This window comes from Verrucomicrobium sp. 3C (assembly GCF_000379365.1).
Taxonomy (GTDB): Bacteria; Verrucomicrobiota; Verrucomicrobiia; order Methylacidiphilales; family Methylacidiphilaceae; genus Methylacidimicrobium.
Genome location: NZ_KB901875.1, coordinates 1,416,992 through 1,437,158 on the forward strand (window position 1 = coordinate 1,416,992; position 20,167 = coordinate 1,437,158).

General features: G+C 59.7%; 17 protein-coding genes and 2 tRNA genes. 15 read left to right on the top strand and 4 right to left on the bottom strand.

Annotated elements, in window-relative coordinates; translation table 11 throughout:
* Window positions 1–191: 191 nt before the first annotated feature.
* Window positions 192–1,961, top strand: coding sequence for a M3 family oligoendopeptidase (locus A37A_RS0107570; protein ID WP_231363822.1), 1,770 nt, complete (start codon window positions 192–194; stop codon window positions 1,959–1,961).
* A gap of 54 nt (window positions 1,962–2,015) precedes the next feature.
* On the opposite strand, the gene raiA is transcribed toward A37A_RS0107570, so the two are convergent.
* A complete protein-coding gene (gene raiA / locus A37A_RS22015; protein WP_196799539.1) occupies window positions 2,016–2,384 on the bottom strand; it encodes a ribosome-associated translation inhibitor RaiA in 369 nt (122 codons plus the stop codon).
* Between the two features lie 62 nt (window positions 2,385–2,446).
* On the opposite strand from raiA, the gene cimA reads away from it, so the two are divergent.
* A complete protein-coding gene (gene cimA, locus A37A_RS0107580; protein ID WP_018290918.1) occupies window positions 2,447–4,078 on the top strand; it encodes a citramalate synthase in 1,632 nt (543 codons plus the stop codon).
* Here cimA and lgt read toward each other — a convergent pair.
* Window positions 4,061–4,879, bottom strand: coding sequence for a prolipoprotein diacylglyceryl transferase (gene lgt / locus A37A_RS0107585; RefSeq protein WP_018290919.1), 819 nt, complete (start codon window positions 4,877–4,879; stop codon window positions 4,061–4,063). The genes cimA and lgt overlap by 18 nt on opposite strands.
* A gap of 513 nt (window positions 4,880–5,392) precedes the next feature.
* Here lgt and thrS point away from each other — a divergent pair.
* The 10 genes from thrS to A37A_RS16410 all read left to right on the top strand — a co-directional run bounded on the left by thrS (window position 5,393) and on the right by A37A_RS16410 (window position 14,985).
* On the top strand, window positions 5,393–7,228 hold the full coding sequence (gene thrS, locus A37A_RS0107595; protein ID WP_018290921.1) for a threonine--tRNA ligase: 1,836 nt from the start codon (window positions 5,393–5,395) through the stop codon (window positions 7,226–7,228).
* Window positions 7,200–7,820 carry a translation initiation factor IF-3 gene (gene infC, locus A37A_RS0107600; protein ID WP_081616214.1) on the top strand — a complete coding sequence of 207 codons (621 nt, stop codon included), beginning with the start codon at window positions 7,200–7,202 and terminating at the stop codon, window positions 7,818–7,820. The genes thrS and infC overlap by 29 nt, the downstream gene beginning before the upstream one ends.
* Before the next feature lie 31 nt (window positions 7,821–7,851).
* The gene (rpmI, locus tag A37A_RS0107605) at window positions 7,852–8,061 is read left to right on the top strand and encodes a 50S ribosomal protein L35 (protein ID WP_018290923.1); all 210 of its coding nucleotides are present in this window, start codon (window positions 7,852–7,854) and stop codon (window positions 8,059–8,061) included.
* A 187-nt stretch (window positions 8,062–8,248) separates the two neighbouring features.
* Complete coding sequence (rplT, locus tag A37A_RS0107610; RefSeq protein WP_018290924.1) at window positions 8,249–8,626, top strand: 50S ribosomal protein L20; 378 nt, start codon at window positions 8,249–8,251, stop codon at window positions 8,624–8,626.
* On the top strand, window positions 8,623–9,786 hold the full coding sequence (locus A37A_RS0107615) for a 1-deoxy-D-xylulose-5-phosphate reductoisomerase (RefSeq protein WP_018290925.1): 1,164 nt from the start codon (window positions 8,623–8,625) through the stop codon (window positions 9,784–9,786). The genes rplT and A37A_RS0107615 overlap by 4 nt, the downstream gene beginning before the upstream one ends.
* Window positions 9,787–9,788: 2 nt before the next feature.
* A complete protein-coding gene (rseP, locus tag A37A_RS0107620) occupies window positions 9,789–11,231 on the top strand; it encodes an RIP metalloprotease RseP (protein WP_018290926.1) in 1,443 nt (480 codons plus the stop codon).
* Complete coding sequence (gene ispG / locus A37A_RS16395; RefSeq protein WP_018290927.1) at window positions 11,228–12,988, top strand: (E)-4-hydroxy-3-methylbut-2-enyl-diphosphate synthase; 1,761 nt, start codon at window positions 11,228–11,230, stop codon at window positions 12,986–12,988. Before rseP ends, ispG begins: the two co-directional genes overlap by 4 nt.
* A gap of 129 nt (window positions 12,989–13,117) precedes the next feature.
* Window positions 13,118–13,408, top strand: a complete 291-nt coding sequence (tatA, locus tag A37A_RS19160; RefSeq protein WP_020494162.1) for a twin-arginine translocase TatA/TatE family subunit — start codon at window positions 13,118–13,120, stop codon at window positions 13,406–13,408.
* 86 nt (window positions 13,409–13,494) lie between these two features.
* Window positions 13,495–14,580, top strand: a complete 1,086-nt coding sequence (gene hpnH / locus A37A_RS16405) for an adenosyl-hopene transferase HpnH (protein WP_018290929.1) — start codon at window positions 13,495–13,497, stop codon at window positions 14,578–14,580.
* 42 nt (window positions 14,581–14,622) lie between these two features.
* Complete coding sequence (locus A37A_RS16410) at window positions 14,623–14,985, top strand: hypothetical protein (RefSeq protein WP_018290930.1); 363 nt, start codon at window positions 14,623–14,625, stop codon at window positions 14,983–14,985.
* A gap of 46 nt (window positions 14,986–15,031) precedes the next feature.
* Here A37A_RS16410 and A37A_RS16415 read toward each other — a convergent pair whose 3' ends face one another.
* Window positions 15,032–15,712, bottom strand: a complete 681-nt coding sequence (locus A37A_RS16415) for a polyphenol oxidase family protein (RefSeq protein ID WP_018290931.1) — start codon at window positions 15,710–15,712, stop codon at window positions 15,032–15,034.
* Window positions 15,713–15,723: 11 nt separating this feature from the next.
* A tRNA-Pro gene (locus A37A_RS0107660) sits at window positions 15,724–15,797 on the bottom strand.
* Window positions 15,798–15,977: 180 nt separating this feature from the next.
* Between A37A_RS0107660 and A37A_RS0107665 the strand changes: the two genes are divergently transcribed.
* The 3 genes from A37A_RS0107665 to A37A_RS0107675 all read left to right on the top strand — a co-directional run bounded on the left by A37A_RS0107665 (window position 15,978) and on the right by A37A_RS0107675 (window position 20,155).
* Window positions 15,978–16,049 (top strand) — tRNA-Met (locus A37A_RS0107665).
* 175 nt (window positions 16,050–16,224) lie between these two features.
* Window positions 16,225–16,878 (top strand): cytochrome c3 family protein, encoded by a 654-nt coding sequence (locus A37A_RS0107670; RefSeq protein WP_018290932.1) that lies wholly within the window; start codon window positions 16,225–16,227, stop codon window positions 16,876–16,878.
* A 25-nt stretch (window positions 16,879–16,903) separates the two neighbouring features.
* Window positions 16,904–20,155 (top strand): 4Fe-4S dicluster domain-containing protein, encoded by a 3,252-nt coding sequence (locus A37A_RS0107675; RefSeq protein ID WP_018290933.1) that lies wholly within the window; start codon window positions 16,904–16,906, stop codon window positions 20,153–20,155.
* Window positions 20,156–20,167: the final 12 nt, after the last annotated feature.

Here is a 20,167-nt window from a genome sequence, read left to right on the forward strand (position 1 = left end):
CTCTGCTTCCGATGGCAAGGGTTAGCCTGCATGTCTCACAAAGTTCGTACCCGAGGCGAGGGCCGATGGGCCTGGATGCAAGGCGGGGCGCAGGTTTTCCCCCGGAGCTGTATGACGATATACTGCAAGGAGGGAAAACCAAGACCCAACGAAGCAGACAGGTCCATTTCGCAAGCCGCAGGAGAATGCTTGTGAGACATGCAGGCTTAAACCTCCAAATGAAGACGCTTGCCCCTGTCGGTGCCTTTGCGGCTCGAACCTTTCTTCCTGCGGTGGTCGACCTCTGCTCGCTTCCGGAACTCGAGGAGTATTTTGGGAGGCTCGAGCGGGAGCTTCGGGATGCCGGATCGGGAGCGGCTTTGGCGACTTGGCTCGGTCATTACGATGAGGTCCAGGCAGTGATGGACGAGGTGCGGGCCAGGCGCTACATCGCGATGACCTGCCAGACGGACGATCCGGAGCGCGAAAAAGCCTACTTGGAAATTCTGACCGTTGTCGATCCGTGGAGGAAAGCACGGCAGATCGGAATCCTGCGTGCGTTTTGCCAGCATCGATGCGTCGACTCGCTTCCCGAGTCCTATGGGGTTCTGCGGCGAAGCGTGGAAATGCAAGTCCGCCTTTTTCGTGAGGAGAATATTGCCCGGGAGACGGAGGAGGCGCGGCTTTCTCAGCAATATCAGAAGATCGTCGGGGCGATGACCGTCTGCTTCGATGGGAAGGAGCAGACTCTCGCCCAGGTGGGAAGGGTGCTCGAGGAGCCGGATCGGGAGAGGAGGCGGAGAGCGTGGGAGCAGATGGCCGAGCGCAGAGGGCAAGACGCGGAAGTACTGGAGGAGATTTTTGATCGCCTTCTTGCCCTTCGGAGCGAGATTGCTGCTGCTGCGGGCCTTTCGGACTACCGGGGCTACGCTTTTGCCCGCGCGGAGCGATTCGACTATACCCCAGCAGATTGTCTCGAGTTTGGTCGTGCGATCGAGGAGGTCGTGGTACCCGTTTGCCGGGAGATGGACGCACGGCGGGAAAAGCAGCTCGGAATCGACCGGCTTCGCCCTTGGGATCTGGTCGTAGATCCCGAGGGGAAGCCCCCTTTGCGTCCCTTTCGCACCTGCGCCGAACTCTTGGAGAAGACCGAAAAGGCGATATACGCCTTAGACGAGCCATTGGGAGATCTCTTCGGACAGTTGCGCCGAAGCGAGTTGGTCGATCTTGAGAACCGAAAGGGCAAAGCGCCCGGGGGTTACCAGAGTACGCTATCCGAAGCGCGACTGCCTTTTATCTTCATGAACGCGGTCGGCACGCACCGAGACCTGGAAACCCTGCTGCATGAAAGCGGTCATGCTTTCCATACCCTTCTTGCCCGCACCCAACCCCTTTATGCCTATCGCTCCGCCCCCTTGGAATTTTGCGAGGTGGCATCGATGTCCATGGAGCTTTTGGCTGCTCCCCACTTGGGGAACTTTTACGGCGAAGAAGAGCTACAGCGCGCTCGACGCAACCATCTCGAAGGAATTCTCCGTTTTCTGCCCTGGATGGCGGTCGTCGATGGATTCCAGCACTGGCTCTATACGCATCCCGGCCATAGCCGGGACGAACGGGCCGTTGCCTGGAAGGAGTTGCTGCAGCGTTTCGGCGGGAGAGAGGATTGGAGCGGTTATGAAGGGGTCTTGCGTTCCCTTTGGCACCGGCAGCTCCATATTTTCGAGTATCCTTTTTACTACATCGAGTATGGGATCGCCCAATTGGGTGCCTTGGGCCTCTGGAGGCGATCACTTGCTGACCCTGCCGGGGCCTTGGATGCCTATCGGCACGCTCTTGCCTTGGGGGGGGCGAAGCCTCTCCCTGAGCTCTTTGCGGCCGCCGGACTCCCCTTTTCGTTTGGACGAGCTAACTTGGAAGTCCTGGTGACGGCAGTCCGTGAGGAGCTCCAGCGCATTGGCTGCGGAGCCGCTGAAGCGGCGTAGGGGTCGCGAAAACCACCGCGCTCGGCGATTCCCACAAGAGGCACGGATGCCTCCCTATTCGGGAGGATGTTCGGAGTGGAGTTCCCCTTTCGCTTCGCGGGACTCGTGCCTTCGCTTTTCTGTCAATTCGGTTTTTCGGCGGCGCAGTTGGCCCTCGAGACGGTCCGCGATCAAGTCGATCGCTTGGTAGAGGTCGTGTCCGTGGTCTTCGGCGTGAAGATCTGGTCCGGGGAGGGAGAGATGGACTTTAACGACGAAAGCCTGCTTGTTTACCGAAGCCTTTGGCGGATCGTGCTGGACCGTGACATGGGCTCCAACGATTCTATCTTCGTGGCGCTCGAGCTTTTGTAATTTTTTTTCGATATAGGAGTAAAGAGGCGCGGTCAGCTTAATTCCTTGCGGATTCCATTGGATCTGCATCATTGTGAAGTTTCTTCTCTCGATTTCGCTTTGTCCAGGGGTTTTCTTCGAGAAAGGTGGGAGCAATGTCGAGCCGGAAAGAGGTGGATCCTGGTTCCGAGGAAGCTGTGACGATCTACGACACGACGCTTCGTGACGGCGCTCAAGGGGAAAATGTCCACTTTTCGCTTCTGGACAAATTGCGGATCGTGCAGAAGCTGGATGAGATCGGGATCCTCTATATCGAGGGAGGATGGCCGGGGAGCAATCCAAAGGACCTTGCGTTTTTCCAAGAGGTTTCGCACCTTCCTCTCCGAAGGAGCCGGATCGTGGCGTTCGGCGCCACCCGGCGGGCGAGCCTTTCGGTCGAGCAGGATCCTCAAATCCGAATGCTTTTGGACGCGGGGACCGAAGCGGTGGCGGTCTTCGGCAAGACTTGGCTTCTCCACGTCCGGGAAGTTCTTCGCGTGACTCCAGAGGACAACCTGGCGATGATTCGAGACACCGTCTCTTTCCTTAAGGCTTGCGGCAAAGAGGTGATCTATGATGCCGAGCATGCCTTCGATGGATATCAAGACGATCCAGACTACGCCTTGGATTGCCTTACCGTGGCCTCCAAGGCGGGAGCAGACTGGGTGGTTCTTTGCGATACGAATGGCGGATCGCTACCCGAGGCGATCGCGCAGTTGACGAGGCTGACTGGGCAGAAAGTCCAGTGCCGGGTCGGCATTCATACTCACAACGATGGCGAGCTTGCGGTAGCCAACGCGTTGGCCGCTGTGCAATCGGGCGCAACCCAAGTCCAGGGGACAATCAACGGCTATGGGGAGCGGACGGGCAACTGCAACTTGATCTCGACGATCGCCAACTTGGAGATCAGGCTCAACAAACGGGCTCTTCCTCCAGGAGCTCTATCCCGTCTTCAAGAGCTTGCCTATTTTGTGGATGAGACCGCGAATCTCGCCCCAAATCCCCGGGCGCCCTTCGTCGGCCGGTGCGCGTTTGCTCACAAGGGTGGCACTCACGTCAACGCGATTGGAAAACTCTTCCGCAGCTACGAGCACATCGACCCAGGGATCGTGGGCAATCGCCGGCGGATCCTTGTCGGCGAACTTTCCGGCCGAAGCAATGTCGTGCTCAAGGCGCGGGAGTTGGGCTTGGTGCTCCGAGAGGACGACCCGCGAATCCGCGAGGCGCTTCAGCAGATCAAGGAGAGGGAAGCAAAGGGCTATGAATTCGAGGCGGCGGATGCGTCGTTCGATCTGCTCCTGCGCAGGCTCTTGCTCCCATTCTCTCCCTTTTTCCAATTGGTGGAGTATCACGTCTCCATCCGGCGCTTCCCAGCGAAGAAGTACGAGGTATGCGAGGCGACCGTGAAGCTATCGGTGAAGGGACAGACCGTCTACACGGTTGCGGAAGGCGACGGCCCGATCCATGCCCTGGATCAGGCCCTGCGCGGCGGCCTCGAGCGGTTCTATCCCGAGCTTGCTAGAATCGGCTTGCGCGATTACAAGGTTCGCATCTTGGGCCAGATGGGGGGCAGCGCTGCCGCGACACGAGTGTTGGTGGAGTCCTCCGATGGTTCGAGCGGCTGGACGACCGTCGGTGTGTCGACGAACATCGTGGAGGCCTCCTGGGAGGCGCTGGTCGACAGCATCGAGTATTGGCTGCTGCGTCTGGAGCAGCCCCGCGATCCCCTCTCATCCTACACGGGTTAGGGATCGTCGGCTTCTCATCCACCAGAGGATGCCGGCGAGGACCAGGGTGATCCCTGAGAGGATCTGCCCTTGCGTCAGGAAGCCAAAGTAAAAGCCGATCTGGGCGTCGGGTTCGCGAAAGCATTCCGCGAAGATTCGAACGGCGCTATAGCCGGCGAGGAAGGAGAGCGCGACCGTGCCTTCTCGGGATCCACGTGCCCGGAGCCAGTAGACCAAGGCGAAAAGAAACAATCCCTCGAGGGCCGCCTCGTAGAGTTGCGAAGGGTGACGCGGCACGGGCAATCCGTGGATCGGCGGGGCTTCCGGGAAGACTACTGCCCAGGGCAGAGTGGAAGGTCGGCCCCAGAGCTCTCCGTTGATGAAGTTGGCGATCCTGCCCAGGCCGAGCCCGACCGGCGTACACCAGACGACGGCGTCGGCCAGGTGAAAAAAAGGCACTGCCCACCGTCGGGCACTCAGGAAAAGGACGATCAGGACGCCGGCAATCCCCCCATGGCTCGACATCCCTCCCCGCCAGAGGGCGAAGAGCTCTAGAGGATGGGCGAGGATGTGGGGAAGATCGTAGAAGAGGCAGTAGCCCACTCTTCCTCCCGCGATGACCCCTCCAAGAGCGAGCCAGAAGACCAGGTCGTCGATCTGCCGGGGGGACAAGCGAAGCCAGCCCTTCTTCCGCTGATAGTGTAAGCCCCACCATAGGAAGAGGAAGCCCACGAGATAGGCCAGCCCGTAGAAGCGGATTCCCCAGCCGCCCGGGAAGCGGACTAGATAGGGGCTCAGATTGTCGACGTAGTAGGCGAGCATCGGTGGCCGTCGTCGAGGCTATGCCGGAGCGGATTCTGCGGCAAGGCGCCCTTTCGGGAAACGGCATTGCCTTGCTTTGGTCTAGCCCGCCTGTCTCCCAAGCGTTCGCCTGCGGCTTGCGAAATGGACCTCACTGCTTCGTTCGGACTTAGTTTTCCCTCCTTGCCGTATGTCGTCATACAGCTCCGGGGGAAAACCTGCGCCCCGCGTTGCATCCAGGCCCATCCGCCGCGCCTCGGATACGAACTTTGTGAGACATGGGGCTAGCCTGCCCTCCGATGGTTTTTAACCTAGCCCCGCCAGAATGGCGGAGCGCTTCGTCCGGGAACTTTCTCTTGCAGCTTGCAAATCCAAGGCTGTTTGCTTTGTTGGTCTTGGAACTTTGATTCTCGCAAGGCAGCGGTAAACCGCGCAGGAAAATTCCCCTTTTCTTGTCGATCGTCGGGACGGGGCATAGCCTTGCGGGGATCGGAATAGGGATTAGAGATAAATGGGAAAAAGGAAGGAAGTACTGTGACCGAGCTCGAAACCCTGCGTCATTCCGCAGCCCATATCCTGGCGACGGCTCTTCTGGAGATCTGGCCGGAAGCGCAACTAGCCGCAGGACCGCCGGTGGAGAATGGATTCTATTACGACGTCTCCCTTCCCCATCGGATTTCGCCGGAAGATTTTCCGCGGATCGAAGAGGAGATGCGCCGGATCGTGCATGCTGGGCAGCCGTTCGTCCGCATCCAAACAGGCCGGCAGGAAGCGGAGAAGCTGGCTCTGCGTGGACGACTGGGTGCCTTGACCGAACGCCCGGTGCCCAGCGAGTTCAAGCTGGACATCCTGCGAGGCATTCCGGATGAGGAAGCAATCACGCTCTACCAGAACGGAGAGTTCCTGGACCTCTGCGCGGGCCCTCACGTGAAGAGCACGGCGTCGGTCGGAGCGATACGGCTGACGCACGTGGCCAGCGCCTATTATCGTGGAGACGATAACAATCCTCAGCTTCAGCGCGTTTACGGGACGGCTTTTTCGACCGAGCGCGAGCTTGAAGAGCACATGGCGCGACAGGAGGAGGCTAAGAAACGGGATCACCGGAAGCTTGGTCGGGAGTTGGAGCTCTTTTGTTTGGACGAGGCGGTGGGGGTTGGTCTCCCTCTCTGGCTTCCTCGAGGTGCCGTGATCCGGCAAGAGCTCCAGGCGTTCTTGGGGGATCTCCTGGCCAAGCAGGGCTACGAAACGGTCTTTACGCCTCACATCGGGGAATTAGGTCTCTATCGGACTTCCGGCCATTTCCCGTTCTACCAGGAGTCCCAGTATCCTCCGATCCCCGAGCCTACAGCATGGGAGAGCCTCGAGCGGGAAGGTTGCCGTTGCGCGGAGTATGCCGATCGGGTGAAGTCTGGTCTGGTTGGGGGCTATCTCCTCAAGCCGATGAACTGCCCCATGCACGCGCGGATCTTCGCCAGCCGCCCGCGCTCCTATCGCGAGCTTCCGGTCCGGCTCGCCGAGTTCGGCACGGTCTATCGGTGGGAAAAATCGGGAGAGTTGGGAGGCATGACTCGTTTGCGTGGCTTTACCCAGGACGATGCGCACATTTTCTGCTCCGAAAGCCAGATCGAGGACGAGGTGCGTGGCTGCTTGGAGCTAGTTCGGACAGTACTTTCCGCGCTGGATTTGCGCGACTGTCGGGTCCGGCTGGGCCTGCGGGGGCCGGATTTGCAGAAGTACATCGGTGAGCCCGCTCTGTGGGAGAAGGCCGAAGCAGCGCTGGCTTCGGCCATCCGGCAAGCCGGCTTGGCCTTTACCCAAGAGGAGGGAGAAGCCGCCTTTTACGGACCAAAAATCGATTTCTTGGTGCGGGATTGCCTAGGACGAGAGTGGCAGCTGGGCACGGTGCAACTTGATTACAACCTGCCCGTGCGCTTCGGGCTATCCTTCACCGGAGCGGACAATCGGGAACATCGCCCGGTCATGATCCACCGCGCTCCTTTTGGTTCCCTGGAGCGCTTCCTGGCGATCTTGATCGAGCATTTCGGCGGGGACTTTCCTGTTTGGCTCGCACCCGAGCAGGTGCGGATATTGCCGATCAGCGACCAGCAGCTCGACTATGCGCGAGAAGCTGCTGCGGCCCTGCGCCATCGTCGGTTGCGGGTGAGCGTCGACGAAAAAAACGAGACGCTCAATGCGAAGATTCGGATTGCCGAGAAGCAAAAGATTCCGTATATGGCCGTTATTGGAAAGAACGAGCAATCTACAAAGACTCTCTCGGTGCGGAGCCGTAGGCGAGGGAACCTCGGTGCGATGGACCTGATGGCATTTGCCGAACAGGTAGATGACGAGGTGTCTAGTCGGTCTCTTTAGCGTGCGACCTCCGTATCGTTCTTTTCAGCGGCAGCCCCGCGTGCGGATCAATCAGTTCATCCGCGCGGCTGAGGTTTTTGTGATCGACTCGGACGGCAAGCCCTTGGGGGTTATGTCGGCGGGCGAGGCCCAGGCGGCTGCTCGCGGTCGGATGCTGGATCTCGTGGAGATAGCCCCCAACGCGAGGCCGCCGGTCTGCAAGATCCTCGACTATGGTAAATACAAGTATGAGCTGGCCAAAAAGGAGAAGGACACCAAGAAGGGGGGCTCGGGAACCTCGAAGCTGAAGGAGCTACAGCTTCACCTGAATATCGATGCGCACGACTATGCGATCAAGTTGAAGCACGCGGAAGGCTTTCTCTGGAAGGGGATGAAGGTGCGCTTCAACCTGATGCTGCGTGGTCGTGAGAATATCCACAAGGAGTTGGCGGTCGATTTGATGCGGCGCGTGCGCGACGATCTCGGCCATGTTGGGATCGCAGACCAGGAGATCAAGCCGATCGGTCGAAGTATTGTCTTGATGCTACTCCCGCTCCCTGCGCAAAAGAGATCCCGCAAGTACACGGAAGAGGGCGAAGCGGAGCTTGCCTGACCCAGGCCAGGGGAGAAACGAAGGAAAGTATATGCCGAAAGCGATTGCTCGAAGAAAGACCAAGAAGGCGGTTGTCAAGCGGTTCAAGGTTACGGCTCGGGGAAAGGTGCTTGCCCCCCGCGCGGGACGGCGTCATCTTGCATCGAGCAAGAATCGAAAACGGATGCGGCGACTGGGGAAGGCGAAGAATGTACGCAGCGAGGATGTCGGTCACGTGCGCGACAGCCTCCCGTTTGCCTAGTGCAGCTCTTCCGGCTGGCTTGACCAGCGCCTCGATCTGGCGCTATCCTTTCGTTCCCTTTTGACTTTCGAGCGTGGAGCCGGCAACATCCCCAGGTTTTTCGAGGAGATCTCTCCATGGGTTGCAGAGGAGAGTCGGGATGGGGAGCAGCCGCTAGAGCGGTCAAGGCGAAAGAAAGGAAGAAATTATGGCGAGAGCAACGAACGCACCGGCTTCGCGCGAGCGGCGCAGGCGAGTTGTCGATCAGGCAAGCGGTTTCCGCGGAAGACGGAGCAAGCTCTACCGGTACGCGAAAGATGCGACGTTCAAGGCCAAGTATTGGTCGTATCGGGATCGCAAGACACGAAAGAGGGAGTTTCGCAGCCTTTGGATCGCCAGGATCAATGCAGCGGCTCGGGCCGAAGGGATGACCTATAGTCGTTTCTGGGAGGGCTTGATGAAAGCGGGAATCGCCATCGATCGGAAGGTGATGGCCGACCTCGCCGTTCGTTCGCCGGCGCAGTTTTCTCGAATCGTTTCGCTCGCCAAGGAGAAAGTTTGTCCGCCCGCCGTCCAGGCGGCATGAAAAAGCGCGTCCTGATCCTCGGGTCGACGGGCTCGATCGGCCAAAGTGCGCTCACCGTCGCGCGGAAACTTTCCGAGCGACTCGAGGTGGTCGGCTTGGCGGCTGGCAGGCAGATCGACGAGTTGCGGGCACAGGCAGAAGAGTTTCGGCCAAGGGCAATTGGGCTCTTTTGCCCGCCTTCCGGTTCGGCTTGGCGGCAGGGGTTTCCTGGGAAGACTAGGATCTATGAGGGCGCCGATGGTCTATCCGAGATGGTCGCCGAGGTCGAAGCCGACCTAGTTCTCGTCGCCATCGTCGGAACGGCGGGGCTTGGCCCCTCTTTGGCCGCGATTCGAACCGGAAAGAGTCTTGCGCTGGCCAGCAAGGAAGTCCTCGTCATGGCAGGAGAGATCGTCATGGCGGAAGCGCAGGCGCGGAAGATCTCGATTTTGCCCGTGGACAGCGAGCACAACGCGGTCTTTCAGTGTTTGGGGGGTAGTCCGTTCCGTCAAGTGCGCCGAATCGTCCTCACCGCATCGGGAGGACCGTTTCGCACCTGGGACGCTCAGCGGATCGAGTCGGCAACGGTGGAGGATGCATTGGATCATCCGACCTGGAAAATGGGGAGGAAGATCACGATTGATTCGGCAACCTTGTTCAACAAGGCGCTGGAGATGATCGAGGCCCATTGGCTCTTCTCCGCGCCGCTTTCGGCGATCGATGTCGTCGTCCATCCGCAGAGCATTGTTCACTCTCTGGTCGAGTTCATAGACGGTTCTCAGATTGCCCAGTTGAGCCATTCCGACATGTGTCTGCCGATTCAATATGCTTTTACCTATCCCGAGCGCCTCCCGAGCCCGGTGCGATTCCTCGATCTGGCGAGCGTAGGCCGACTTTGCTTCGAGGAACCGGATCACGAACGTTTCCCCGCGCTCCGACTGGCTCGGCGGGCGGGAGAAGTGGGCGGGACGGTTCCCTGCGTGCTCAATGCCGCAAACGAGGTTGCGGTTGCCGCATTTCTGCAGAGGAAGATTCCTTTTCCCGCCATCTGGCGGTGCGTGGAGGCTGCGATCGACGCACACAAGCCGATTGCGGCTAGCGATCTCGAGACCTTACAGCGGGTCGACGAAGAGGCTCGCGTCGCGGCGGTTGAGTGGATCGAAAAAAGGAGCTATTCTTAGTTATGTTGCCCTTCAGCGAGATCGTGCGCTTCGTGGGAACTCTCTTTGAGGTTCTGCTTCTCTTCAACGTCTTGATTGTCGTTCACGAACTGGGGCACTTCCTGGCGGCTCGCCGCCGCGGCCTGCGAGCGGAGCGTTTCCAAATTTGGTTCGGTGCGCCCATTTGGGAGAAGGAAATTGGCGGAGTGGTGTACGCATTGGGCTGGATCCCTGCGGGCGGGTTCGTAGCGCTTCCCCAGATGGCGGGATCGGAGCTGCTCGAGGGAAAGCGGGGATTGGACACCGGAACTCTGCCTCCGGTCAAACCATGGGACAAGATCCTGGTGGCGGTGGCCGGTCCCGCGGCCAACCTCGTTCTGGCTGTCGTCTTTTCTCTGATCGTATGGGTCGTTGGTCGGCCGGTCAGCCAAGGCGAGGCGACAACGACGATCGGCTACGTCTTTCCCAACTCGCCGGCAGCGAAGGCGGGGTTGCAGCCGGGAGATCGCATCCTTCTGGTGGACGGCCACCCGGTACGTCGCTTCCAGGGGATGGACAACAGTGCCATTACATGGAATGTTGTCCGAAGCGAGGGAACCGAGATCCCGATCTTGCTAGAACGCGAAGGGAAGGTGCTCTCCGTTTCCGTAATCCCCGTTCGGGAGGAACGCGGAGTCCTCCAGAGAAAAGGGTTGCGACAAATCCGGATCCTACCCGAAGAGACGCCGACAATCGCACGGGTATTTCCGCAAAGCCCGGCTGCGAAAGCGGGCCTGCGGCCAGGGGATCAGATTCTCTCCGTCGACGGGCATCGCTTGCTCTCTCCGATCGCGCTCAATGATTATATTCTGAGATATCCAGGCAAGTCCCTCAACCTGGAGGTGGCTCGGGAAGGGCGGAGTCGGTCGGTGGAGATCGTCCCCGAGGTACCCGTGGCAGAAAGTGTTCCCCGAATCGGACTTCAGTGGGACTTGGCGGGAACGATGAGCATCGTTCATCCGAACCCACTGGAGCAGATTCTCGCCAGCGTGCGGGCGATGACCAGCACCGTGACGGCCATGCTCTCTCCCCGGTCAGACATCAAGCCGCAGCATCTTTCGGGCCCGGTGGGCATCATGCGCTTGTACTATCTGCTCTTTCAGAGTCCATACGGCTGGCGCCTCGCTCTCTGGTTCAGTGTGCTTTTCAACGTCAATGTGGCTCTTCTCAACCTCATGCCGATTCCCGTCTTGGACGGGGGCCATATCCTTCTCTCCATTGCGGAATGGGTGCGCGGCCGGCCGCTCAGCCTCCGCTTGCTAGAGGCCCTCCAGATGATCTTTGCGACTCTCCTTGTGGGTTTCATCCTCTACGTGACCTTTTTCGATGTGCAAGACCTGCCCTGGAAGGGTGACGGGAAGAATCCGGAGATGCACTTTCCGGCAAAAACCCATTCAGACGCCCCTGCCGAACCTCGATCGCCATGACGCGCCTGCTTTCTTCCTACGTTTCCGACGTCGCCCGGTATGCGAAGCGTAGTTCGCGGGAGGTGCCGGTCGGCTCAATCGTGATTGGAGGCGGAGAGCCCGTCGTCATCCAGTCGATGCTGACTTCCGACACGATGGACACCGAAGCCTGCGTGCGGGAAGCTCTCGAGCTGGCTGATGCCGGCTGCCAACTCGTGCGAATCACGGCTCCGACGGTCAAGGACGCAGCGAACCTTCGGGCCATTCGGGAGGCGCTTTCTCGCCGCAGCTGTTCCGTGCCGCTCGTGGCCGACATCCATTTCAAGCCCGAGGCGGCGATGGAGGCAGCCCAATGGGTGGATAAGATCCGGATCAATCCGGGAAACTACGCGGATCGCAAGAAGTTCCTCATTCGGAGTTATACCGAAGAGGAGTACGCATCCGCCGTCGAACAATTGGAGGCGGCCTTCCTTCCGCTTGTGAAACTCTGCATGGAGCGAGGAATCGCCATGCGGATCGGAACCAATCACGGCAGCCTGTCGGACCGGATTCTCAACCGGTACGGAGATACGCCTCTGGGCATGGTCGAGAGCGCCCTGGAGTACGCGCGGATTTGCCGGAAGACTGGCTTTCACCGGATCGTCTTTTCGATGAAGGCCTCCAATCCTCGCATCATGATCTCGGCCTATCGGCGACTGGTTGCAACCCTCCAGGAATTGGGCCCGGATTGGAACTATCCGGTCCATCTTGGGGTGACGGAGGCGGGGGACGGAGAAGACGGAAGAGTAAAGAGTGCCGTAGGCATCGGGGCCCTTTTGGCGGATGGAATCGGCGACACGATCCGCGTCTCCTTGACCGAGGACAGCGTTCGGGAAATCCCCGTGGCCCACGCGTTGCGCTCGCTCCTCGCGCCATTTGCGGAGGCTCCGCACCCTAAGGAGAAAATCGAAGCGCCTTTTGACCCGTTTACGTTCGAGCGCCGCGCGTCGATGCCGTGGGAACGGAATCCGAAGGTGGGTGGAGCGGAGCCGGTGCGTGTCGCCGTACTAGAGGAGCACTTTGCCACCCTCGAAGAGAGCTTTCGGAACACCGAAACCGTTCCCGAACTCGGCTACCCGGTGGATGGTGTCGTGGAGGTGGACCCCGAAGACTCCGAGACGCTGGCCGCTTTGCTGTGCGGACCGCCTCGCCTGGTGACCGTGCGGGACGGGTGTCCCTATCCACCGCTCTTCGCCTTCCGGATGCTTGCGGCCCGCATTCCGGTGCACCATCCGATTCTGCTCAAGGACACCTTCCTTCCTGGCGAGCAGACCGACCCCCTGCGATCGCTGCTCAACAGTGCCCTCCAACTGGGCGGACTGCTTTGCGATGGGATCGGAGACGCCATCCTGCTTCGCGCCGAGCGCGATCCGAAGAAGGCGCTCCAACTTTCCTATAATATCCTTCAAGCCACTGGCAATCGCAGCTTCAAGGCCGACTTTGTGGCCTGTCCCTCCTGCGGCAGGACGCTCTTCGATCTTCAAGAGACTACGGCGCGCATCCGGGCGGCGACCGGACATCTCAAAGGTGTGAAGATCGCCGTGATGGGCTGCATCGTCAACGGTCCCGGAGAGATGGCGGATGCCGATTTCGGCTACGTCGGCGGTGCTCCTGGCAAGGTCAATCTCTACGTCGGGAAGAAAGCGGTCCGTTTTAATCTCCCGCAGGAGCAGGCCGTCGATTCGTTGATGACATTGATCCGCGACGAGGGAAAATGGGTCCCGCCGCCTGAGACCTGATCCACGGCTCGGCATCTTACTCTCCTTTTTTAAGGGCAGTCGTGGCCCAAGGTGCGATACGGAATCCCATACCAGGGATGCCCGGCGCATGGGAGTTTGCAAAAGCTCAAGGAGAGTGTAGAGTGGAGCATGCTCTGGTTGGCATTCGGGTTGCCGTCGGGTTCGGAGTGGTTTTGGATCTTTGTCGTCGTCTTCCTTCTCTTTGGCGCCAAGAAACTCCCGGAGCTTGCTCGCGGAGTCGGCAAAGCGCTGGGCGAGTTCCATAAGGCTCGCGAGGAGTTCGAGCGGGAGATTCACCAAACCTTGCGGGAACCTGGCGCTGGCGTCCCCTCGTCCGCAGCGCAGGCTTCTGCTCCTCCCTCGGCACCGACTCCCCCCCCCAACGGGGTGATCCCTCGAGAGGAAAAGAATTCCTCCTGAGAGGGGGCGGTCGCTCGGAACCGACGGAAGGAGGAATGGTTTTCAAGGATTGACAGGCTGTTTCCTCGTCGTAACCTCCTAGGCTTATGGTTCCGCTCTCGCAAATTTGGACGGTTTCTTCCTATATCCTCAAACAAAGGCTTACCGGCCGGAGGAGGTATCCGCTCGTCCTGATGCTCGAACCGCTCTTCCGGTGCAATCTCGCGTGCGCGGGCTGCGGCAAAGTTCAGTATCCCGACCATGTCCTGAACCGTCGGCTCAGCCCGGAGCAGTGTTGGGCGGCGGCCGAGGAGTGCGGCGCGCCCATCGTGAGCATCCCCGGTGGCGAGCCGCTGATTCACAAGGAGATCGACCGTATCGTGGAAGGACTGGTTGAGCGGAAGAAATATATCTACCTCTGCACCAATGCACTCCTTCTGAAGAAGAAGCTCGATCTCTTCCGGCCGTCCCAATTTCTTACCTTCAGCGTTCATTTGGACGGGCTCCGGGAAGATCATGACGAGTCGGTCTGTCGGGACGGGGTTTACGAGACGGCGGTAGCGGCAATTCAGGAAGCCGTTCGTCGCGGATTTCGCGTGACGGTCAATGCGACCTTCTTTGACGGCGCGGATCCGGAGCGAATTCGGAAGTTCTTCGATGAGGCAATGAAACTGGGCATTGAGGGAATTATGTTTTCTCCCGGATACAGCTACGAGAAGGCTCCCGACCAAGGCCATTTTCTGAAGAGGGAAAAGACGCGGGCACTCTTCCGGGAGATCTTTCGCGATCGAAAGAAGAGCTGGAAGTTCAATCTCTCTCCTCTTTTTCTCGAGTTCCTCCAAGGCAAGATCGAGTACGATTGTACCCCTTGGGGGAATCCGACTTACAATATCTTCGGCTGGCAGCGCCCCTGCTATCTTCTCCAGGAAGGTTATGCAAAGAGCTTTCAAGTGCTCATGGAAACAACCCGCTGGGAGGAATACGGCTGGCGCAGCGGAAATCCGCACTGTGCCGATTGTATGGTGCATTCCGGATACGAGCCGAGCGCGGTGAACGACACCTTTGGTTCCTTTGGCGGTCTGCTGCGCACAATTCGAGCTAGCTTGAGCAATGGTAGGCGCTCGCAGACGTCGCAGGGAGACAAGCAGCCGTCGCCGCATCCGGAGAAAGAGAAAGAAGCGGCCATGGTGTGAGGGTGGAGGACGAAGCGGTAGCAGCGCGGAGAGGCTAGAACGATGGAAGGGAACCCAGACCGATCAGAAGCCGCTTTGCCGCCCAAGGAATCTCTGGCCGAACGGATTGAGAGAGCGTTCCACTATCGGGGAGATGTAACCCTGCGCTTGTCCGGGGAGCGTTCGCTGACCGGGTATCTCTTTAATCGGTTGGGAAAGGGGGAGGATGTCTTTGTCGAGGTGATGATCTCGGATGGTCAGGCTTCGGTGCGCATCCCCTATTGGGAGATTCAGGAGATCGTATTCAGCGGAGTCGACGCGGCGGACGGGAAGTCCTACGAGGCCTGGAAGGCGAAAAAGAACGGGGAGCGACAAAAAGAAGCCGAACAGGTCGCTTTGGAAATGCGTCAACAGGGCCTTCTATAGTTCTATAGGATAAGGAGGCCGACCAACACGCCTCTCTCCAATCCCGCTACGACCTACAAGTGGGAAGCATGGTGACCGCCCAGATTCTTCCGGTGACGCCCTTCTCCGCCCGAAAGGAAAAATAGCGATCGAGGTGGCACGCCGTGCAGATGCCGCAGTCGAAGAAAGCTCGAACCCCTGCATCCAGGGCCTGTTCCCGAATTTGCTGCGCAAAATCGACCTCGTAGTGGGGAGGGCGAATACAGGGACTCACCTGGAGAATCAGGCGCTCGGCGGGAGAGCCCCAGCGGCTCCGGAATCCCTGGATGGCCTTCCTGACAATTTGCGCTTCGCTTCCCTTCCGTCCGGAATGCACGAGTCCGACCGCAGGAATCTCCGGATCGAAGAGGTAAACGGCGGCACAATCCGCTACGCGGATCTTGAGAGCGACGCCCCGGCATGCCGTCAGGAGGCCGTCCACGTCGGGATAGAAAAGAGGCTCGGGGGTTTCGACGAAAGCAATCCCATTGCCGTGCGTCTGCTCGGCTTCGACAAGGCGATCGGGATCCATGCCCAGGTCTCGAACAGGCGGAGGGCGACCGGCGGTGCGCGACCGCAGGGAGAAGCCGTGGGGAAGGCCCTCTGCGGTAAGTGCGGGAAAACATTGCCAGGACGGCCGATCGGCTGCCCCGATCCACCCGGGATCAATCTCGGCCGCGGCGGGGGATTGCCTTGCCAAGCGTGCCATCGGTGGTCCTCTCGGGCTGCAGGGATTCGAACCCTGGACCTCTTGGTCCCGAACCAAGCGCGCTACCAGACTGCGCCACAGCCCGCCGAATTAGGGCAGATTGTAGAGAGAATCAGCCAAAGGAAAAGGTCTTTCTCTGTCTCGGATCTTCCTGGAATTTGTGTTGACCTTCCCCTTGCTCTAAAAAGAATAGCAGGAGCTTGGCTCCGTCGGAAGCGATCTGCGCTTGTCGCGGAAGACCAGTTGTAGGGGCAACAATCGCCAGGGCAGGGTAGCTCAGCGGCAGAGCAGGGGTTTCATAAGCCCTTGGTCGAGAGTTCGATTCTCTCCCCTGCCACAGGCAAGGAGGAAGGTGTCGACGATAGCGTTCGGGTTAGCTTCGTCCTTATCGCCAAAAGGCTTGTTGCCGAAAAAGGGCTCTGTTAGCCGCTCTTTAGGTGGATGGTCTAAGGGTGAAGGAGTCGCTCTCTCGTGGAGGTGCGGGGATTTGGGCTGTAAATAAGGTGTAAAGAATGGCGAATCTCTTCGGGAAGGCAGCCAATGAGCTCCCACCAAAGATCGTCGTCGGCATTCTCATCATCGGCGTTTTAACGGTCGCCGGAATCGCCTACTATTTTACTCCGAAGTACACACGGGTGGGCTACATGCCGGAGCAGCCGATCCCCTTCGATCACTCTCTGCATGTAACCGGCCTCGGACTCGATTGCCGCTTCTGTCACAGTTTCGTGGAAAAGAGTGGCTTTTCCAACATTCCAACGACCCAAACCTGCATGAGCTGTCACCGGATGGTCAAAGCCGACAGTCCGAAGCTGGCCGAGTTGCGGGAGAGCTGGGAGAGTGGGGAGCCGGTGCGATGGGCCCGGATCTATCAGTTGCCAGATTATGTCTATTTCGATCACTCGGCCCATGTAAACCGCGGCGTGAGCTGCTTTACCTGCCACGGGGAGGTGAACTTGATGAGGACAGTTTATCATAAGGCCCCGCTGAGCATGAGTTGGTGTCTGGATTGCCATCGGAATCCGGAATACTTCCTTCGACCTCAGGACAAGGTCTTCGATCTGGCTTGGAAGCCTCCGGCCGGTCTGCAGCAGATCGAAATGGGCATGCATCTGATCGAGAACGAGAATATTAAGCCATCGGAGAACTGCTCTGCTTGTCACCGGTAGCGCGCGCGATGGAAAGGGTGAACGGATGGATGTGAGGAAAAGCAAGCGGAACGCACCCGAAGGCGGCGCTCTCTCTCCCGTTGGGAGGGTGGCCCATCTGGATGCAACTGAGCCGCCGGAGGATTTTGCCTGGGATCCGATCAACCGCCGGGCCTTCCTCCGACTCATGGGGGCGTCTTTGGCGCTTGGCGGAGTCGGCATGGCTGGCTGTCGACGTCCGGAGGGTCATCTGGTGCCCTATACGGCCAGCCCCGAGTGGATAGTGCCCGGAAAGCCGTTGCTTTACGCGACGGCAGCCCCCGCTCCCTATGGGGGAGTACCTCTTTTTGTGACGACCTACGAGGGCCGGCCCACCCAACTCCAGGCAAATCGGCTCTTTTCCGACGCGGGATTGACCTCGCAGATTCAAGCTTCGATCCTGGGTCTCTACGATCCCGACCGGGCTTCCGGCTTCCAGAACAACGCATATCCTACTACGCGCGATAAGTTTGTGGAATCATTCAGTAAAGAAAGCACTGCTTGGCGCGAACGGAAGGGAGCAGGGCTTGCGGTCCTCGTCGAGCCGACGGTTTCTCCCACCATCTCTTCCTTGCGGGCGGAGTTCCAACGGCGGTTCCCGGAAGCACTTCTCTGTGGCTACGATCCTTTGGGGAATGGTGCCCGCTTTGCGGCCACCAACCAGCTTTTCGGCAAGCGGTTGTCCCTTCTTCCGCGCTGGGCGGAAGCGGATGTGATCCTTTCGGTCGGGTGTGACTTTGCTTCGGGAGAAGCGGAGGGGCCGTGGGCTGTGCGCGGCGTCGCCGCGCACCGCAGGTTGAGGGAGCCCGGGGAGGAGATGAGCCGGATCTACGCCCTGGAGGATCGGCTGACGGCAACGGGAGCAATGGCAGATCATCGGCTTGCTCTGAGGGCGGGGGACCAGATGGCCTTCCTTGCGCTGGTCGCTCGGGAACTCGCAGAGGCTGGTCTTTTGCAGTTGGAGCCGTTCGGTCGGTCCGCTGGCGATGCCTGGGGGGAGCCAGTTCGAAAGTGGGCGAAAGAAGCGGCTCGGGATTTGGCGCGAGCCAAGCGCCCGCTGGTGGTTGTGGGCAGGGAATCTTCCCTACCCCTTCAGATGCTCGGCCTAGCCATCAACGCCGCTTTCGAAAAGCGATCGGCGCTGGACCTGATTCCCGCCTTGGAGGACGAGGCACTCCCGCTGGAGTCGATCGCAGAGGAGATGCGGAAGGAGAATATCCGCGCGCTCCTGATTCTCGGGTCCAATCCTGTCTACACGGCACCCGTGGAGTTCGATTGGCTCCGGCTCCAGCGGAGCGTGCCGGAGGTCATTCATTTCGGGCTATTGGCGGACGAGACGGGGCTGGCAAGCCATTGGCACGCTCCGATGGCTCATTACCTAGAGAGTTGGGGGGACGCGATCGCTCCCGACGGAACCTATCTGAGTGCGCAGCCGATGATTTTGCCTCTTTTTGGCTCGCTCTCGGAGCTTGATGTCTTGGCGTCTCTGTGCGGGGAAGCCGATGCCTTGGCCCTTCCAGAAGAGGCGAGCCCCATGCAGCTTTCGCAACCTCCGCTGGCAGGAGGACCGTCCTTGTTGCCGCTGCCCCCTGCGGCAAGACGGGTGCAAGAGAACTTTGGCGCGATTTGCCGTATTGAGGAGAAGGACCGGGTGGAGGCGTGGCGGCAATGCCTGCATGATGGTTTCTGGCGGGGCAGCAGTCCGAGCCCGCTCTCCCTGCAGCCGAATTGGGATCAAGCTCAGCAGGCGGTTCTCAAGGAGCTTGCGCGATGGTCGGCAACGGACCGGCTCGATCTCTCGTTTTACCCCTGCCCGAAGATCGGGGATGGGCGCTATTCCAACAACGGCTGGTTGCAAGAGCTACCGGACTTCATCACCAAGCTGACCTGGGACAATGCGCTTCTTCTCGGGCCCGAGACCGCCCGGAGGCTCGGAGTGTTACCTGGGGGAGGAGATTCTCGGCAGGCGGAGCTGGTAATCGTGGAGGTGGACGGACGGCGGTTGGAAGCTGCGGCGCTCGTGGTTCCCGGCCACGCGGAAAACGCGCTTTCGATCTCCTTGGGATATGGGCGATCCTTCGGGGGACGAGTGGCGCAAGGCCACGGCTTCAACGCCTATTCGGTTCGTACTCTGAAAACCTGGCATTTCGCCGCCGGGGTTTCCGTAACTCGAAGCGGGAAGAGTTATCCAATCGCGCAGTCGCAACTCCATGGGGATCCGGGCGATCGGGGGCTGGTGCGCGAGGGAACCCTGGCGGAATATCGGGCGACACCTGATTTTGTCAAGAGAGAAGACGAAGAGGCGCGGGCGGTGCCGGAAGTCTCGATTTACCCTAACCCATACGCCGCCAAGCAGCCCGGGCCCGCGTACACGGATGGAATCAGTAAGGGCTCCTATCAATGGGGGATGGTCATCGATCTGGGAAGCTGCGTCGGCTGCAATGCCTGTGTCATCGCCTGCCAGAGCGAAAATAACATTCCGATTGTCGGCAAAGGACAGGTCCGTCGCGGCCGCATCATGCAGTGGATTCGTATCGATCGCTATTACTCCAACACGGAAGCCGACTTGCGCGTGACTCCTGAGCCGATGCTCTGTCAACAGTGTGAGAATGCTCCCTGCGAAACCGTCTGTCCCGTGAACGCCACCGTGCACAGCGATGAGGGCTTGAACGTAATGGTCTATAACCGCTGCGTCGGCACGCGGGCATGCGCCGCCAACTGTCCCTACAAGGTACGCCGCTTCAATTTCTTTGATTACAACAAACGAGACGTGCTGAAGACCAAAAAGATCGGGCCCTGGTCGGTGGGGAACCTGTATCTGGGACCGTTTGGGGATCTCGGAAGCCCGCTGACGATCCAGATGCAGAGAAATCCCAATGTCACCGTTCGGATGCGCGGGATCATGGAAAAGTGCACGTTTTGCGTGCAGCGGATCGAAGAGGCGAAGATCGCCACCCTTGTCCGGGCCCGCGAGGGAGTGCCGCAGGCCATCCCTCGGGATAGCGTGCGGACCGCTTGCCAGGAAGCTTGTCCCGCGGGAGCCATCGTTTTCGGTGATCTGGCCGATCCCGAAAGCCGGGTTTCCCGGTGGAAGGCGAATTCGCGCGCCTACCGGGTGCTGGAATATCTCAACGTTCGTCCCCGAGTCTCCTACCTTGCACGCGTTCGCAACCCGAATCCCTCTCTTTTAGGCAGGGAAAAGAGTCGGGAGTCGGGAGAGTCGGGCGAAGCGCCACGCAAAGGCCCGGAAGCCGGCTGAGCAGAAAGCCAA

Excerpts from the sequence above, each read along its gene's own strand:
- ispG (WP_018290927.1), top strand. The coding sequence starts at position 11,228 with ATGACGCGCCTGCTTTCTTCCTACGTTTCCGACGTCGCCCGGTATGCG.
- A37A_RS16410 (WP_018290930.1), top strand. The coding sequence starts at position 14,623 with ATGGAAGGGAACCCAGACCGATCAGAAGCCGCTTTGCCGCCCAAGGAA.
- hpnH (WP_018290929.1), top strand. The coding sequence starts at position 13,495 with ATGGTTCCGCTCTCGCAAATTTGGACGGTTTCTTCCTATATCCTCAAA.
- rpmI (WP_018290923.1), top strand. The coding sequence starts at position 7,852 with ATGCCGAAAGCGATTGCTCGAAGAAAGACCAAGAAGGCGGTTGTCAAG.
- rplT (WP_018290924.1), top strand. The coding sequence starts at position 8,249 with ATGGCGAGAGCAACGAACGCACCGGCTTCGCGCGAGCGGCGCAGGCGA.
- A37A_RS0107675 (WP_018290933.1), top strand. The coding sequence starts at position 16,904 with ATGGATGTGAGGAAAAGCAAGCGGAACGCACCCGAAGGCGGCGCTCTC.
- lgt (WP_018290919.1), bottom strand. The coding sequence starts at position 4,879 with ATGCTCGCCTACTACGTCGACAATCTGAGCCCCTATCTAGTCCGCTTC.
- cimA (WP_018290918.1), top strand. The coding sequence starts at position 2,447 with ATGTCGAGCCGGAAAGAGGTGGATCCTGGTTCCGAGGAAGCTGTGACG.
- infC (WP_081616214.1), top strand. The coding sequence starts at position 7,200 with ATGACGAGGTGTCTAGTCGGTCTCTTTAGCGTGCGACCTCCGTATCGT.
- A37A_RS0107615 (WP_018290925.1), top strand. The coding sequence starts at position 8,623 with ATGAAAAAGCGCGTCCTGATCCTCGGGTCGACGGGCTCGATCGGCCAA.
- rseP (WP_018290926.1), top strand. The coding sequence starts at position 9,789 with ATGTTGCCCTTCAGCGAGATCGTGCGCTTCGTGGGAACTCTCTTTGAG.
- tatA (WP_020494162.1), top strand. The coding sequence starts at position 13,118 with ATGCTCTGGTTGGCATTCGGGTTGCCGTCGGGTTCGGAGTGGTTTTGG.
- A37A_RS16415 (WP_018290931.1), bottom strand. The coding sequence starts at position 15,712 with ATGGCACGCTTGGCAAGGCAATCCCCCGCCGCGGCCGAGATTGATCCC.
- A37A_RS0107670 (WP_018290932.1), top strand. The coding sequence starts at position 16,225 with ATGGCGAATCTCTTCGGGAAGGCAGCCAATGAGCTCCCACCAAAGATC.
- raiA (WP_196799539.1), bottom strand. The coding sequence starts at position 2,384 with ATGATGCAGATCCAATGGAATCCGCAAGGAATTAAGCTGACCGCGCCT.